Annotated in this window: 15 protein-coding genes; all 15 read left to right on the forward strand. The window is 57.9% G+C overall.

The features are described 5' to 3' along the window. Nucleotides 1-41: 41 nt before the first annotated feature. The 15 genes from C7964_RS09440 to iolB all read left to right on the forward strand — a co-directional run bounded on the left by C7964_RS09440 (nt 42) and on the right by iolB (nt 15,317). Nucleotides 42-620 (forward strand): hypothetical protein, encoded by a 579-nt coding sequence (locus C7964_RS09440; RefSeq protein ID WP_110279377.1) that lies wholly within the window; start codon nt 42-44, stop codon nt 618-620. Next, entirely contained in the window at nt 620-1,288 is a 669-nt protein-coding gene (locus C7964_RS09445; protein ID WP_110279378.1) for an ABC transporter ATP-binding protein, read from the forward strand. The genes C7964_RS09440 and C7964_RS09445 overlap by 1 nt, the downstream gene beginning before the upstream one ends. Further along, entirely contained in the window at nt 1,285-2,454 is a 1,170-nt protein-coding gene (locus C7964_RS09450) for an ABC transporter permease (protein ID WP_110279379.1), read from the forward strand. The genes C7964_RS09445 and C7964_RS09450 overlap by 4 nt, the downstream gene beginning before the upstream one ends. 15 nt (nt 2,455-2,469) lie before the next feature. After that, nucleotides 2,470-3,246, forward strand: coding sequence for a DUF4198 domain-containing protein (locus C7964_RS09455; protein ID WP_110279380.1), 777 nt, complete (start codon nt 2,470-2,472; stop codon nt 3,244-3,246). Continuing rightward, nucleotides 3,243-3,578: a hypothetical protein gene (locus C7964_RS09460; RefSeq protein ID WP_110279381.1), complete on the forward strand. Its 336-nt coding sequence runs from the start codon at nt 3,243-3,245 to the stop codon at nt 3,576-3,578. The genes C7964_RS09455 and C7964_RS09460 overlap by 4 nt, the downstream gene beginning before the upstream one ends. Before the next feature lie 5 nt (nt 3,579-3,583). Beyond that, nucleotides 3,584-4,471, forward strand: a complete 888-nt coding sequence (locus C7964_RS09465; RefSeq protein ID WP_181417141.1) for a metal ABC transporter substrate-binding protein — start codon at nt 3,584-3,586, stop codon at nt 4,469-4,471. Nucleotides 4,472-4,657: 186 nt separating this feature from the next. Further along, the gene (locus C7964_RS09470) at nt 4,658-5,473 is read left to right on the forward strand and encodes a MurR/RpiR family transcriptional regulator (protein WP_110279383.1); all 816 of its coding nucleotides are present in this window, start codon (nt 4,658-4,660) and stop codon (nt 5,471-5,473) included. Nucleotides 5,474-5,591: 118 nt separating this feature from the next. Next, on the forward strand, nt 5,592-6,533 hold the full coding sequence (locus C7964_RS09475) for a sugar ABC transporter substrate-binding protein (protein ID WP_110279384.1): 942 nt from the start codon (nt 5,592-5,594) through the stop codon (nt 6,531-6,533). Nucleotides 6,534-6,653: 120 nt separating this feature from the next. Further along, nucleotides 6,654-7,775: an ABC transporter permease gene (locus tag C7964_RS09480; RefSeq protein WP_110279385.1), complete on the forward strand. Its 1,122-nt coding sequence runs from the start codon at nt 6,654-6,656 to the stop codon at nt 7,773-7,775. 1 nt (nt 7,776) lies between these two features. Beyond that, nucleotides 7,777-8,559, forward strand: a complete 783-nt coding sequence (locus tag C7964_RS09485) for an ATP-binding cassette domain-containing protein (RefSeq protein WP_110279386.1) — start codon at nt 7,777-7,779, stop codon at nt 8,557-8,559. Between the two features lie 93 nt (nt 8,560-8,652). Then, nucleotides 8,653-9,648, forward strand: coding sequence for an inositol 2-dehydrogenase (iolG, locus tag C7964_RS09490; RefSeq protein WP_110279387.1), 996 nt, complete (start codon nt 8,653-8,655; stop codon nt 9,646-9,648). After that, complete coding sequence (locus tag C7964_RS09495; protein ID WP_110279388.1) at nt 9,641-11,563, forward strand: bifunctional 5-dehydro-2-deoxygluconokinase/5-dehydro-2-deoxyphosphogluconate aldolase; 1,923 nt, start codon at nt 9,641-9,643, stop codon at nt 11,561-11,563. Before iolG ends, C7964_RS09495 begins: the two co-directional genes overlap by 8 nt. 10 nt (nt 11,564-11,573) lie before the next feature. Beyond that, a complete protein-coding gene (iolD, locus tag C7964_RS09500; RefSeq protein WP_110279389.1) occupies nt 11,574-13,406 on the forward strand; it encodes a 3D-(3,5/4)-trihydroxycyclohexane-1,2-dione acylhydrolase (decyclizing) in 1,833 nt (610 codons plus the stop codon). Continuing rightward, a complete protein-coding gene (gene iolE, locus C7964_RS09505; protein ID WP_110279390.1) occupies nt 13,407-14,312 on the forward strand; it encodes a myo-inosose-2 dehydratase in 906 nt (301 codons plus the stop codon). Between the two features lie 198 nt (nt 14,313-14,510). Further along, complete coding sequence (gene iolB / locus C7964_RS09515) at nt 14,511-15,317, forward strand: 5-deoxy-glucuronate isomerase (protein ID WP_110279392.1); 807 nt, start codon at nt 14,511-14,513, stop codon at nt 15,315-15,317. Nucleotides 15,318-15,321 lie beyond the last annotated feature (4 nt).

A 15,321-nucleotide genomic window follows, 5' to 3' on the forward strand; every position in this document is an offset into this window, starting at 1 on the left:
TTATTGGGATAGCTGATTTTTCACACGGACGCGCGCGGACGATGAACCGAATTTCTCTTTTTTCCGGTCTTGCCGTCTTGGGCGCTGTGGCTGTTGGTGCCTTTCTCATGATGCCGATGCGGGATACGGTGTCGGAAACAGACGCGTTTGCCGCACCCGGCCTTGATCCGATGACCATTGAAGAGGCGCGCACAGAGTTCTGGCGCCTAACACCCGCGTTGCTGTTGGTGGTTTATGATGCATTCGGCCAGACCCAAGAAGATGCGATCTATGACACCCTTGCCAGTGTCACACATGGCGACGCCCTCGAGTACCTCTATCTGGAGCGCGTGGGTGCGATGGCGGGCGGTGGCCTTGAAGAGGCTGATCAGACAATCCACGAAATCAAGCTGCTGAACACACGCGTTTCGCGCGATGGTGACGCATTGGCTATTGACGCCTCATGGCAGGTCATCGGCACGGTCGGACATGCCGAACACCTGCATGTGCGCGGCAACACCTATAGTGCCGATCTTCTGGTATCCCCTGTCGAGGGCGCCTGGCGGATCACCGATTTCGAACTGTTGGAAGTCAATCGGGATGCAGCCGGCGAAACCTTTCTGGCCCCGCAAATCAACTGATGATTACCGTCGAAAACCTTTCTTTCCGCTATAGCGCGACCAGCTTTGGTCTGCGCGTCCCTGCGTTTCATCTGCGAGACCGCGAACGCGTGGCTATCGTGGGCCCAAGCGGCAGCGGCAAGACCACACTGCTGAACCTGATCGCGGGCATCCTGACACCCGAGGCGGGCCGGATCGACGTTGCAGGCACCGATGTCGCCACCCTCTCCGAGGTGGAGCGCCGGCGCTTTCGCGCCAGCACGATCGGCTTTGTGTTTCAGGATTTTGCGCTGCTGGATTATCTGTCGGCGCGGCAGAACATCCTCTACCCTTACCGGATCACACCTGCCCTGACGTTGAACGCCGCCGCCCGCGAAAGGGCAGAAGCGCTGGCTGCGGCCTGCGGGATCGGCGACAAACTGGACCGTCATCCGACGGCACTTAGCCAGGGTGAACAACAGCGCGTCGCTATTTGCCGCGCCTTGGTGACCCAGCCCAAACTGATCCTTTCGGATGAGGCCACAGGTAACCTTGACCCTGAAAGCAAGGCCCGCATCCTTGATCTGCTGTTTGAGCAGGCCAGCGAAGCGGGTGCAGCCGTTCTGGCCGTGACCCATGACCACGAACTCTTGCCACGGTTCGAGCGTGTGCTGGATTTCGCGCAGTTCAGACAGGGGGCCGACGCATGAACGCGCTCTACCTTGCTTTTGCCTATCTGCGCTATCACTGGGGGCGCAGCCTTGTGCTGACACTGGTGGCCGCACTGATCATGTTTGTTCCGATTGCAACGCAGATCCTGCTGTCCACCAGCGAACGTGCGCTGGTTGCGCGGGGCGATGCGACGCCGCTGTTGTTGGGCAGCCGGGGATCGCAATTGGACCTGACAATGGCTGCCCTCTATTTTTCGGACGAACGGCCCGACCCTGTGACTATGCGCGAGGTTGAAGCGGTCTGGGACAGCGGGCTGGCGGTGCCGATCCCTGTGCATTCTGCTTTTTCATCGGCCGGGTTCCGCATTGTGGGCACGACGCTGGACTACTTCGACTTTCGCGGCCTGACCGTGTCGGACGGGCGTGGCTTGTCCATTCTTGGTGATGCGGTGATTGGCGCGGATGTTGCGCAAACACTTGGCAAAGGCGTTGGTGACACTCTGGTGTCCTCGCCTGAGAACCTGTTTGATCTGGATGGTGTCTACCCACTCGAGATGCCGATTGTCGGCGTTCTGGCACCCACCAATTCCCCCGATGATCAGGCGATTTTTGTGGATATCAAAACCGCTTGGGTCATTCAGGGCATTGGGCACGGCCATGAAGATGTGGTGACGGCGGCCGAGGTCGCGGCAGGCACCGCGGCACTGTCGAATGCGGCCGTTGTGCAGTATCAGCGGATCACTGACGAGAATATTGACAGCTTTCATTTTCATGGCAGTCAGGACGGTTTCCCGACCTCTGCCGTGATCGTGGTGCCCAATGACGCGCGGTCCGGCACAATCCTGAAGGGCCGCTATCTGGATAGCGAAAATCCCGCCCAACTGATCGAACCCGCCGGCGTGATCCAAGGCCTTGTGGACCGTATTTTCAGGATCAAATCGCTGCTGGACGTGGTCACGCTGATCATTGCGGTTGCGGCATTGGCGGCAATCGGGCTAGCCGTGTTCCTCAGCTACCGCTTACGCGCCCGCGAGATCGCAACGGCCGTCAAACTGGGGGCGCGTCGCGGCATGGTTTTGCGTCTCTTGTCGGCCGAGACAATCACATTACTATCTCTTTCAGCACTTATTGCTGCAACAGGCGCGGCCATCGTGTCGCGCAATTCAGAAGCCTGGGTAGGTTGGCTACTCGCGCTCGGTTCATGATCATTAGGAGGCTCCATGAAACGTCATTTTATCACTGCATCACTCGCCAGCATTATCGCTGCAACGCCCGCCCTGGCCCATTACGGCATGATTATTCCCAATGATCCGATGATCAGTCAGGAAGACGGACGCAGTGTTGCGCTGACGATGTCGTTCTCGCATCCGTTCGAAATGGACGGCATGATGCTTGATACACCTGTGGCATTCTCGGTCACACATGAGGGCACCACCACGGACCTGCTCGGCGATCTTGAAAGTGCGACCGTGATGGACGATCAGGGCTACACGCTTGATTATCCGCTGGACCGTCCTGGCACCTATATCTTCGCGATGGAACCACAGCCCTATTGGGAACCTGCCGAAGATGCCTTTATCATCCACTACACAAAAACCTATGTGACCGCCTATGGCGACGACGAGGGCTGGGATACCGAACTGGGCCTGAAAACCGAGATTGTCCCGCTGTCCAAACCCTTCGGCCTGTGGGAGCACAACGTCTTTCAGGGCATCGTCAAGATGGACGGCGAAGCCGTGCCCTATGCAGAGGTCGAGGTCGAATTCTTCAATGATGGCGCAGGGGCGACCGTCCCGGACGAACTGATGATTACGCAGACGGTCAAGGCCGATGCGAACGGTGTCTTCACCTACGCGCCACCATCCGATGGCTGGTGGGGTTTCGCCGCTCTGAACACCGCTGATTATACTTTGGTCGAAGAAACATCGGGCGAAGAGAAGGCCGTCGAACTTGGCGCCGTGATCTGGGTTCACTTCGAAGAATGGACCGGACAATGATCCGGGCCATTGCCTTGGCTAGCATTTGTGCTGTCGCCCCCATGGGGGCGGCGGCACATCAGTTGACGGTATTCGCCGCAACCAACTGCGAAATGGTGACAGTCGAAGCCAAGTTTTCAAACGGAAATCCCGTCATGCTCGCCGATGTGCGCGTGCTGGATGGCAACAACACGTTGCTGCTGACGCTGCCGATCAACGAGGATGGCACCGTCGCCATTCCGCTTGACAGTGTGGACCACTCCGGCGGTCTTGTGATCGAAGTCGACACCGGCAGCCACGATAATTACTGGATCGTGACACCAGACGACATTGCACGCAGCTGCCAGAGTTGATGACCATGCCCCTGCTCAGACCGTTCCTCGCCGTCGTGTTGACACTTCTTGCCGCCAACCCTGTCGCGGCACAGGATCGTTCGCGCGTTGTTGCTGTGAATTATCCTTTACAGTATTTTGCCGAACGTCTCGCCGGGGATGAAGCAGAGGTCATTTTTCCGGTTCCGGCGGATGTTGACCCCTCTTTCTGGCGCCCATCCATTGCCGATATCAGCACGATCCAGTCTGCCGATCTGATCCTGTTGAACGGTGCGGGATTTGCCACCTGGGTTGATCGGGTTTCCCTGCCGCGCGCCAAGGTCGTCAATTCGACCGCCGCAATCGAAGACCAGTTCATCCGCACCGAAAGCATCACACACAGCCATGGTGACGGCGACGAACATTCGCACGAAGGGCTTGCCTCCTATACCTGGCTTGACCCGATACTGGCGATCGCACAGGCCGAAGCCGTTGCTGCGGCGATCACTGCACGCGGGATCGCACCTGATGATGCGGTTGCAACGCGGCTCGACGCGTTGCGGGCGGACCTTGCGGAGTTGGACAGGCAGGCCACCGGCGCATTTGATGGCATGCAAGACATCGCGATGATCGCAACGCACCCGCGCTATCAATACCTGGCACAGCGCTATGGCCTGTCGATCTCATCACTGGAATGGGAAGCCGGCGCCATGCCGACCGAAGCAGAACAGGCTGACCTTGTCGCACTTGCCGCGCAAACAGGCGCGCAGGTCCTGATCTGGGAAGCCGCCCCCCCGGCCGAAGCTTTTGCTGTCGCGGCCGAGCTTGGCCTTGCAAACATCGTCTTCCCGACCCTCGCGCAGGGGGTTGATGACCAAACATACATTCAGGCTATAGCCAACGCTTTGACGGCAATTTCCGAAGCCAAGCCGTAGATTGCAGGCGATGCGGGGTCGCTGTCTGGACGCGCTGGCAGCCGCTGCTTGACCCATCAGATGGCCCAGCGCGGCCTGAGTTCTCGTTTGACCTGAAGGCGCAACTGCGCGATCACTCTGGAATATGCATTCCATTTTTCGAGACTTCATTCTACCCTCACTGAAAACCCGTGAGGAGCGCAAGAGATGGATGAAGTCCGATCGCCGGAAAACCTAGAGGAACTCACCGACAGAATTGCGCAATTGCAGCAGACATTGCCCAAGCGTTTGCGCCAGTGCGCCGACTACATTCTTCAGAATACGCACGAGATTGCCTTTTCCACTGTTGCCGAAATCAGCGAAAGGGCAAATGTACAGCCGTCAGCCGTCATGCGCTTCTGTCAGGTCATCGGCTTTGGCGGCTATACGGACATGCAGAAGCTTGTCCGGCAGACGATCCAGCCAAAGATGCCCGACTACAACGAACGTATTCAGAACTTGCGCGAATCCGGCGACGACAGCCCGACCGCAATTTTGGCAGAGTTCGTTGAAGCCGGCCGGAAATCCCTGGAACAGCTTTCAGCAACTGTAAACGAAGCTTCACTGGAGCAGGCTGTGGAAACGCTCGCACAGGCCCAATTGATCCATGTGGTAGGGATGCGACGGGCATATCCTGTTGCGTCATATCTGTCTTACGCCTTTGAAAAGCTGCATATACCCAGTGTATTGCATGGTGGTGGCGGGCGCTTGACCCATGCCGAAGCCATGCGTGAGGGAGACGCTTTGGTCGCGATCACATTTGCGCCTTACAGTCCTGAAACCATTGCACTTGCGGATGAAGCGGTGAGCCGCGGGCTGCCTGTCATCCTGATGAGCGACAGCCCTTCTTTGCCGATAAAAGGCACATCTCTTGTGCCGCTCATCGTCTCGGAAATTGACTTTGGCGCGTTCCGTTCCCTCTCGGCAACTTTATCTCTGGCGATCTCATTGGCGGTTGCAACCGGCGCCCGAAGATCGCGATAAATGACAAATTCATGTTGATTAATCCTCAAATAGAATAATAATTCCATTTGCAGGAGAGATGATTCTTTCTGTGCGGTCAGCTGAGGAACTGGCCGGGAGAAAACAACGGGAGGTTCTCATGAAGAAGACATTTACCGCAATTGCTGCGGCAGCATTTGCTGTCGTCGGTGTTGTCGCTCCGGCGCATGCCGAGGGCGAAAGATATGTACTGGTCAGCCACGCACCAGACAGCGATAGCTGGTGGAACACCATCAAGAATGGCGTCGCACTTGCGGGTGATCAAATGGGCGTTGAGGTCGAGTACCGCAACCCGCCAACGGGTGACTTGGCCGACATGGCCCGTATCATCGAACAGGCTGCGGCCTCTGGCCCTGACGGCATCATCACAACGCTGGCCGACTATGACGTTCTGTCCGGTCCGATCCGCGCGGCTGTCGATAGTGGTGTTGATGTCATCATCATCAACTCCGGTTCGCCGGATCAGGCCCGCGAAGTGGGCGCGCTGATGTATGTAGGCCAGCCTGAATATGACGCAGGTTTTGCTGCCGGTCAGCGCGCGGCGGGCGATGGCATCAGTTCGTTCCTGTGCGTGAACCACTACATCAACTCGCCTTCATCCACAGAGCGTTGCCAGGGCTTCGCAGATGGTCTTGGTGTGGAACTGGGCAACCAGATGATCGACAGCGGTCAGGACCCTGCGGAAATCAAGAACAAGGTTCTGGCTTACCTGTCTGCCAACCCTGAAACCGAAGCTGTTCTGACACTCGGGCCGACATCCGCTGATCCCACCATCCTTGCGCTGGAGGAAAACGGCATGGCTGGTGACATCTACTTCGGGACGTTCGATCTGGGCGAAGAAATCGTCAATGGCCTGAAGTCCGGCGTGATCAACTGGGGTATCGACCAGCAGCCGTTCCTGCAGGCCTATCTGCCCGTGATCGTCTTGGCGAACTATCACCGTTACGGCGTTCTGCCCGGTAACAACATCAACTCTGGCCCTGGCTTTGTGACAGCTGACGGCCTGGCGAAGATTGAAGAGTTCGCCGGCGAGTACCGCTAAGGTCTCCTCCCTGTCGTGCCAGGGTGCGGTGCGCCCTGACCGACACGTGGTTCAGGGCGTCCTTTCCGGACGCCCTGATACCAACAAAACCCACCAAATCTGACAAAGGAATGCTGCGCCATGACCGGTAGTACCCAAGCGGGAGTTGCAGACGAGCGGATCAAGGAAACCTCGTTCATCCGCAAGGCTCTTATTCGTCCAGAACTCGGCGGAATTGTCGGCACCATCGCTGTGTTTACATTCTTCCTGCTGACCGCTGCTGATAGCGGTATGTTCAACACACAAGGCATTCTGAACTGGTCTGTCGTATCGGCCCAGTTCATGATCATCGCTGTCGGTGCCTGTTTGCTGATGATCGCGGGCGAGTTTGACTTGTCGGTCGGCTCAATGATCGGCTTTGCGGGCATGTTGATTGCGATTTTCTCTGTCACGCTCAGTTGGCCTGTCTGGGTCGCGATCCTGCTGACTTTCGCGATTTGCATCGCGATCGGTGCGCTGAACGGGTTCATCGTCATCCGGACGGGATTGCCAAGTTTCATCGTCACATTGGCGTTCCTGTTTATCCTGCGCGGTTTCACAATTTTCTTTCCGCAAACGTTCGAGCGCAAAACAATCATCGGCGGCATCAAAGAGGCCGCTGAGGGCGATTGGCTCGCCCCTGTCTTTGGCGGCAAAATAGGCGGCCCGATCTTTACATGGCTGGGTGACATGGGGATCATCGACGTGTTCGAACGCGGCACCCGTGCCGGTGAGCCTGTTGTCGATGGCATTCCGATGCTGATCGTCTGGGCCCTTGGTCTGGTTATCTTCGGTCATGTGCTTTTGACCCGCACACGCTTTGGCAACTGGATCTTTGCCGCCGGCGGTGACGCGGAAGCAGCCCGCAACTCGGGTGTGCCGGTGACCAAAGTCAAAATCCAGATGTTTATGTTCACCGCTTTTTGCGCGACCGTCTTTGCCACCTGTCAGGTGATGGAGTTCGGGTCAGCAGGTGCGGACCGTGGACTTTTGAAAGAGTTCGAGGCGATCATCGCCGTCGTGATCGGCGGCGCGCTTCTGACGGGCGGCTACGGGTCGGTCATAGGTGCCGCATTGGGCGCGCTGATCTTTGGCGTCGTACAACAGGGCCTGTTTTTCGCCGGAGTTGAAAGCTCACTTTTCCGCGTGTTCCTGGGCGCCATCCTCTTGGGTGCTGTGATCCTGAACACCTACATCCGCCGTCTCATCACAGGAGAGCGTTGATATGTCTGATCCCATCATTCAGATGAAAAACATCCAGAAACACTTTGGCTCTGTCATCGCTCTGGCCGGTGTGTCGGTTGATGTTTTCCCCGGCGAATGCCACTGCCTTTTGGGTGACAACGGTGCGGGTAAATCGACCTTCATCAAGACGATGTCGGGGGTTCACAAGCCAACCGCGGGCGAGATCTTTTTCGAAGGCAAGCCCATGTCCTTTGAAGACCCGCGGGATGCCATGGAAGCCGGAATTGCGACGGTACACCAGCACCTTGCGATGATCCCGCTGATGAGCGTCAGCCGCAACTTCTTCATGGGCAACGAACCTGTGAAAAAGAAATTCGGGATCAACTTTCTTGATCAGCAAAAAGCAGATGAAATCACCATGCAGGAAATGCGCAAAATGGGCATTAACCTGCGTGGCCCTGATCAGGCCGTCGGCACCCTGTCGGGTGGTGAGCGTCAAACGGTAGCTATTGCCCGTGCTGTCTATTTCGGCGCAAAGGTCCTGATTTTGGACGAACCGACGTCAGCGTTGGGTGTGCGGCAGACCGCCAACGTCCTGAGCACCGTGCATAAGGTGCGCGAACAGGGGATCGGGGTTGTTTTTATCACGCATAACGTGCGTCATGCGCTGGCTGTGGGTGACCGTTTTACAGTATTGAACCGTGGTCAGACACTTGGTACGGCCAAACGCGGCGAGATCGAATATGACGAATTGCACGATATGATGGCAGGTGGCGACGAACTTGCCAAACTCGTGCCTGAACTGGGCAAGCAGGGCCAGTAAACAGATACCAACAGCCGCCCGGCACCGTGCGGCTGCACTTTACATCAACGCCCAACCGGCTGCTGCCTTGGGACGAAAACGAAGGCGAATCTTATGTTGAAAGTTGGTCTCCTCGGCGCGGGCCGAATTGGCTGGGTCCATGCAAAAGCGATCACTGCGCATGGTGGAAGTACTTTGGTTGCGGTATCGGACTTTATCCCAGAAAGCGCCCAGAAACTGGCGGCCGAATATGGCTGTGAGGCCCGCAGCACAGATGACATTATCGCGGACCCCGCGATTGATGCGATCCTGATTGCCACCTCCACCGATACGCATTCGGACCTGATGGAGAAAGCGACAGCCGCAGGCAAAGCCGTGCTTTGCGAAAAACCGGTGGACCTCAGCCTTGAACGCGCGCGCGCCTGCCAAAAGGTCGTGGCAGAAACCGGTCAACCGGTCATGATCGGCTTCAACCGCCGCTTTGACCCAAGTTTCGGAGCACTGAAAGCGGCCTTGGACGCGGGCGAGATCGGCAAGGCCGAGCTTTTGAGCATCACCTCATTCGACCCTGCCCCGCCACCTGTGGCCTATGTAAAGGTCTCTGGCGGCTTGTTCCGCGACATGATGATCCATGATTTTGATATGTCGCAGTTTATCATGGGTGCCACACCGGTCAGTCTGACGGCTGCGGCGACAAGCATTGTTGACCCCGCAATTGGCGAAGCGGGCGATGTCGATACGGCTGTCGTGACGATGACCTATGCCGATGGACGGATCGCCGTGATCAAGAATTCGCGGCGTGCGGCCTATGGCTATGACCAACGCCTTGAAGTGCTTGGCTCTGAGGGGTTGTTGCAGGCCCAGAACATGCTGGAAAACCTTGTGGTCAAATCCACCAAGCAGGGCGTTACCGGTGCGAAACCCACGTTCTTTTTTCTGGAGCGCTATATGCCCGCCTACACCGCCGAATGGGATAGCTTTGTAACCGCAGTAACCAAGGGTACGGCGATGCCCGTGACCTTGCAGGATGGTGTCAACGCGCTGGCGATGGCAGAGGCGGCAACGCTTTCGGCCAAGGAAGGCAAACCGGTGAGAATCGAAGATGTCTGATCTGGATCTGATCACGATCGGGCGTTCATCGGTTGACCTTTACGGCGCCCAGATCGGCGGCCGTCTGGAAGACATGGGGTCATTTGACAAATACATCGGCGGCTCACCCACCAATATTGCCTGCGGCACGGCACGGTTGGGTCTGAAATCAGCCGTTATCACAGGTGTAGGCGATGAACACATGGGGCGTTTCATTACCGAACAGCTCCAGCGCGAGGGCGTGGCAATTGATGGTGTGAAAGTCGACGCGGATCGCCTGACCGCTCTGGTCTTGCTTGGCATTCGCGACGAGGATCAGTTTCCGCTGATTTTCTACCGCGAGAATTGCGCCGATATGGGGCTGACCGAAGACGACATTGACCCGCAGTTCATCAAACGCGCGCGTGCGATTGTCGCCACGGGAACCCATCTGAGCAACCAGCAAGTGGCCGCCGCAACCTTGAAAGCACTCAATCTTGCGCGCGAGAACGGACAGTTGACGGCTTTGGACATCGACTATCGCCCCAACCTGTGGGGCGTGGCAGGTCATGGCGACGGCGAAAGCCGTTTTGTCGAAAGCGCGGCAGTCACCGAAAAGCTGCAGGCATCGCTGCATCTGTTCGATCTGATCGTCGGCACCGAAGAAGAGTTTCATATAGCAGGTGGATCAACCGACACCTTGACGGCGCTGCGCGCGGTGCGTGCTGTCTCAGGCGCGACCTTGGTGTGCAAACGCGGCGCGCTCGGGGCGACAGCCTTCACCGGCGACATTCCCGCCAGCCTTGATGATGGCGAAACCGGTCCCGGATTTCCGATCGAGGTGTTCAACGTCCTCGGGGCGGGTGACGGGTTTATGTCGGGCTTGCTCAAAGGCTGGCTCGATGGCGAAGACTGGCCCGTTGCGTTGAAATACGCCAATGCCTGTGGTGCCTTTGCCGTCAGCCGTCACGGATGCACCCCTGCCTATCCTACGTGGGAAGAGCTGAATTTCTTCTTTGAGCGTGGCATCAAGCAACCGGATTTGCGCAATGACGCCATACTCGAACAGGTGCACTGGGCAACCACACGTGTCACACGCACCGGCAACACATGGGATCATGTGCGCACCTTTGCCTTTGATCACCGCTCCCAGCTTGAAGAGATCCCCGGGTACTCCGCGCAAAAGGGGGCTGCGTTCAAAGAGCTTTGCCTCCATGCAGCACTGCAGGTCGCGGACGGTCAGGACGGTTATGGCATCCTGTGTGACAACAGAATTGGCCGCTCTGCCCTGCACCGCGCGTCCGGTACTGGGCTCTGGATTGGCCGCCCGACCGAATGGCCCGGCAGCCGCCCGATTACCTTTGAACCCGAACTTGGTGAGGATTTCGGCCAGTTCCGCGAATGGGCACGAGAGAACATCGTGAAGCTTCTGGTCTTTTGTCACCCGACCGACGCGCCTGACCTGCGCGCCTTACAGGAAGAACGCGTAAAGCGGCTGTTCACAGCTGCGCGGCGCAATGGACTTGAATTTCTGTTGGAGATCATTCCCTCCAAAGTTGGTCCGGTGGATGACACTACGACGTCCCAATTGATCCAGCAGTTTTATGATGCCGGCGTCTATCCTGACTGGTGGAAGCTTGAGCCGTTCAAGACAGACGCCGCGTGGTCCAATGCCGTCAATGCCATTGAAACCAATGATCCACGCACCCGCGGGATCGTCGTGCTGGGCCTTGATGCGCCCGAGGATGAATTGGCGCAAAGCTTTGCACTGGCGGCCAAACAGCCCCTGGTCAAAGGCTTTGCCGTTGGGCGCACAATCTTTGGCGATGCGGCGCGCGCGTGGATGAAGGGTGACATGACCGATGCCGAAGCTGTGTCCCAAATGGCCGACCGCTTTGATCGGTTATGCAAGACGTGGGACAAGGCGCGGGCAGATGTCCGGCTGAACGCCGCCTGAGGAGCAAAAAATGACTAAGACAATCCGCTTGACCGCAGCGCAGGCTTTGGTGCGCTACATAGGTGCGCAGATGAACGAGGATGGCGATTGCTTCATCGCTGGCTGTTGGGCGATTTTCGGCCACGGCAATGTCGCCGGTATCGGTGAGGCACTGCACGGTGCGAAAGATACCCTGACCACCTATCGCGGGCACAATGAACAGACCATGGCCCATGCGGCCATCGCCTATGCCAAACAGTTGAAGCGCAAGCGCGCGATGGCCGTTACATCCTCTATCGGGCCGGGGGCGTTGAACATGGTCACCGCAGCGGGCCTTGCCCATGTGAACCGCCTGCCTGTGTTGCTCTTGCCCGGTGATGTCTTCGCAAATCGCGGGCCGGATCCGGTGCTGCAGCAGATCGAAGACTTCAATGACGGCACGGTCAGCGTGAATGATTGCTTCAAGCCGGTCAGCCGCTATTTCGACCGCATCACGCGCCCTGAACAGCTGCTCACCGCACTGCCACGGGCTTTTCGCACGATGACGGATCCGGCTGATTGCGGCCCTGTCACGCTGTCGATGTGTCAGGATGTGCAGGCCGAGGCCTTTGACTACCCTGAAAGCTTCTTTGCGCCGCAGGTCTGGCACCAGCGCCGCATCCGTCCTGATCTGGGTGAGTTGGCGCGTGTGGCAGAGGCTATCAAAGCTGCCAAGAACCCCGTGATTGTTACAGGCGGTGGCGTGCATTACGCGGACGCATGTGAGGACCTTCAGGCCTTTGCCGAAGCCCACGGTATTCCGGTTGCTGAAACGCAGGCCGGAAAATCGGCACTTGCGTGGGACCATCCGTTGAACCTCGGGCCCATCGGCGTGACGGGTGGCGAGCCAGCAAATGCGGTCTGCGCGCAAGCCGACCTCGTGCTGGGTGTCGGCACGCGGTTTCAGGATTTCACGACCGGATCATGGGGGCTATTCGCCAATCCGCAACGCAAGATCATCAGCCTGAATACCGCCGCCTATGATGCGGCCAAACATGGTGCCATGCCTTTGATGGCCGATGCCAAAGTAGGCCTTACCGAGCTTGGTGACGCGATTGGCAGCTACAAGGCGACCGCACCCGCGCCTGCGTTGAAGGACGATTGGTTCGGCAAGGTTGATCCGCTGACTGATGCGCCAGCTGACACCAACGCTCTGCCAACGGATATGCAGGTTATTGGTGCCGTCCAGCGCAGTGCAACAGAAGAAACCGTGGCGATGTGTGCGGCAGGCACCATGCCGGGAGAACTGCACAAGCTATGGAAGGCCAACAAACCGGGCGCCTACCATATGGAATACGGCTTTAGCTGCATGGGGTACGAGATCGCAGGCGCCATGGGCATCAAAATGGCCCAACCCTCGCGGGATGTGATCTGCTTTACCGGAGACGGCACCTATATGATGGCGAACTCGGAAATGGCGACCGCTGCAATGCTGGGCGTTTCATTTACTGTCGTGGTCACCGACAACCGTGGATATGGCTGTATCAACCGGTTGCAGATGGGAACGGGTGGTGCGGAATTCAACAATCTGCTGGCGCACGCGACAGGCGGAGAGAATTCGTCAATCGATTTCGCGGCCCATGCGGCATCTATGGGTGCAACGGCGGTCAAGGTCGGCACGATTGCCGAACTGGAAGCGGCCTTGGCGAAACGCCACGACATCAAGGGCCCCTATGTCATCGTCATTGATACCGATCCCTACCCGTCCACACCACACGGCGGCACATGGTGGGATGTCGGTGTCCCCGAAGTCTCGGAGCGGGCCGAAGTGAACGCGGCCTATGCAAGCTATATAGAAAACAAAAAATCCCAAAGGATTGACTAAATGACTGTCAAAGTCGGCATTTCCCTGATTGCGTGGCAGAATGATGATCTGCCGGAGCTTACCAAAGACTACACGACCGAAGGCGCGATGGCAGACGCCGCGCGCATCGGCTATAGCGGCGTTGAACGGGGCCGCCGGATGCCAGCGGACACCGAAGGCCTCCGCAAATACCTTGACGCCTATGGCGTGTCGCTTTGCGGCGGCTGGTGTTCCGGCAATCTTATGGTGTCGACCGTCGCGCAAGAAGCGGACGCGATTGCCGAACAGGTCGCACAGTTCGCAGCGCTGCAAGCGCCGTGCATCGTCTATGCCGAATGTTCCAACACGATACAGGGCGCAATGGGCGTTCCGGTGTCCACGCGTCCAAAACTGACGCGGAACGAGGTGCTGGACTACGCCGCGAAACTCTCCGAGCTTGCCAAATGGTCCCAAGGGCAAGGCGTGAAGCTTGCCTATCACCACCATATGGGGGCGATGATCCAGGATGCCGAGGATATCGACTGGCTGATGGAAGGCTCTGATCCTGCCTTGGGCCTGCTTTTTGACACGGGTCATTTGCATTTTGCCGGCGCTGACCCTGTCGCGGTTTTGGACAAATGGGCGGAGCGTGTGCATCACGTCCACTACAAAGACGTCCGCCAGCCGGTCCTGGACGCGATCCATGCCAAGGACGCGAGCTTTCTGGATGCTGTTGCAGGCGGCGTCTTTACCGTTCCGGGGGATCCCGAAGGCTGTATCGACTTTGATGCAGTCACGGCCAAGCTCAAATCAATGGATTACAACGGCTGGATCGTTGTCGAGGCGGAACAAGACCCGGCCGCAGCCCCACCCTATGAGTACTCCAAGATGGGCTATGACTATATCATCGCCGCCTGTGCCAAAGCCGGACTTGCTGTCGCGCAATGATAGACTTCCTTGGCCTCCACCATCCGTTTTTCCGCCCCTTGATCCGGCGGATTGCCACAGTGGCGGTGATTGCGGTCTATGGCCTGTTTGAACTTGTTTTCGGCGCACCCGGATGGGCCATCTTTGCCCTGTGCCTTGGTTTGATTTGCATCTACGCATTTTTCATAAAGCCGGATCCACAAGCATAAGGAACTATCGATGTCTGACCTTCTGAAGAAACCTTTCGGCACGCGTGGCAAAGTGCACCAGATCACCCCTGAAAGCGCGGGGTGGCGTTATGTTGGTTTCTCGCTTTACCGGCTCAAGGCGGGCGATACCGCAGCAGAGGCGACAGGTGAGCGCGAAGTCATTCTGGTGATGGTTGAGGGGAAGGCGCAGATCACTGGTGCGGGGCAGGACTGGGGTGTCCTGGGCGAGCGGATGGATGTTTTTGAAAAGACCCCGCCACATTGCCTGTACCTGCCCAATGGCACCGAATGGGAGGCCACGGCCCAGACCGATTGCGTCATAGCTGTTTGCAATGCACCCGGCATTGGTGGACACGCGGCGCGGCGGATCGGCCCTGACGGCATTACGCTGACGGAACGCGGAAAGGGCACAAACACCCGCTACATCAACAATATCGCGATGGAGAACGAGGATTATTGCGACAGCCTGCTGGTGACCGAAGTTTTCACACCGGCGGGTCATTGGTCCTCCTACCCCAGCCACCGGCATGACGAGGACGACTACCCCCGGATCACCTATCTGGAAGAAACCTATTATCACCGCCTGAACCCTGCTTCGGGCTTTGGTATCCAGCGGGTCTATACGGATGATGGCCAGCTAGACGAAACCATGGCCGTCTCGGACGGCGACGTTGTCTGCGTTCCACGCGGGCACCACCCCTGCGGTGCGCCCTACGGCTTCGAGATGTATTATCTCAATGTTATGGCGGGTCCCAAGCGCAAATGGCGCTTCGTCCCTGCGCCCGAGGTCGCATGGATCATGGAGCGGGACGCCTAGGATC

The organism is Loktanella sp. PT4BL (assembly GCF_003201935.1).
Taxonomy (GTDB): Bacteria; Pseudomonadota; Alphaproteobacteria; order Rhodobacterales; family Rhodobacteraceae; genus Yoonia.

Excerpts from the sequence above, each read along its gene's own strand:
- C7964_RS09440 (WP_110279377.1), top strand. The coding sequence starts at position 42 with ATGAACCGAATTTCTCTTTTTTCCGGTCTTGCCGTCTTGGGCGCTGTG.
- C7964_RS09445 (WP_110279378.1), top strand. The coding sequence starts at position 620 with ATGATTACCGTCGAAAACCTTTCTTTCCGCTATAGCGCGACCAGCTTT.
- C7964_RS09450 (WP_110279379.1), top strand. The coding sequence starts at position 1,285 with ATGAACGCGCTCTACCTTGCTTTTGCCTATCTGCGCTATCACTGGGGG.
- C7964_RS09455 (WP_110279380.1), top strand. The coding sequence starts at position 2,470 with ATGAAACGTCATTTTATCACTGCATCACTCGCCAGCATTATCGCTGCA.
- C7964_RS09460 (WP_110279381.1), top strand. The coding sequence starts at position 3,243 with ATGATCCGGGCCATTGCCTTGGCTAGCATTTGTGCTGTCGCCCCCATG.
- C7964_RS09465 (WP_181417141.1), top strand. The coding sequence starts at position 3,584 with ATGCCCCTGCTCAGACCGTTCCTCGCCGTCGTGTTGACACTTCTTGCC.
- C7964_RS09470 (WP_110279383.1), top strand. The coding sequence starts at position 4,658 with ATGGATGAAGTCCGATCGCCGGAAAACCTAGAGGAACTCACCGACAGA.
- C7964_RS09475 (WP_110279384.1), top strand. The coding sequence starts at position 5,592 with ATGAAGAAGACATTTACCGCAATTGCTGCGGCAGCATTTGCTGTCGTC.
- C7964_RS09480 (WP_110279385.1), top strand. The coding sequence starts at position 6,654 with ATGACCGGTAGTACCCAAGCGGGAGTTGCAGACGAGCGGATCAAGGAA.
- C7964_RS09485 (WP_110279386.1), top strand. The coding sequence starts at position 7,777 with ATGTCTGATCCCATCATTCAGATGAAAAACATCCAGAAACACTTTGGC.
- iolG (WP_110279387.1), top strand. The coding sequence starts at position 8,653 with ATGTTGAAAGTTGGTCTCCTCGGCGCGGGCCGAATTGGCTGGGTCCAT.
- C7964_RS09495 (WP_110279388.1), top strand. The coding sequence starts at position 9,641 with ATGTCTGATCTGGATCTGATCACGATCGGGCGTTCATCGGTTGACCTT.
- iolD (WP_110279389.1), top strand. The coding sequence starts at position 11,574 with ATGACTAAGACAATCCGCTTGACCGCAGCGCAGGCTTTGGTGCGCTAC.
- iolE (WP_110279390.1), top strand. The coding sequence starts at position 13,407 with ATGACTGTCAAAGTCGGCATTTCCCTGATTGCGTGGCAGAATGATGAT.
- iolB (WP_110279392.1), top strand. The coding sequence starts at position 14,511 with ATGTCTGACCTTCTGAAGAAACCTTTCGGCACGCGTGGCAAAGTGCAC.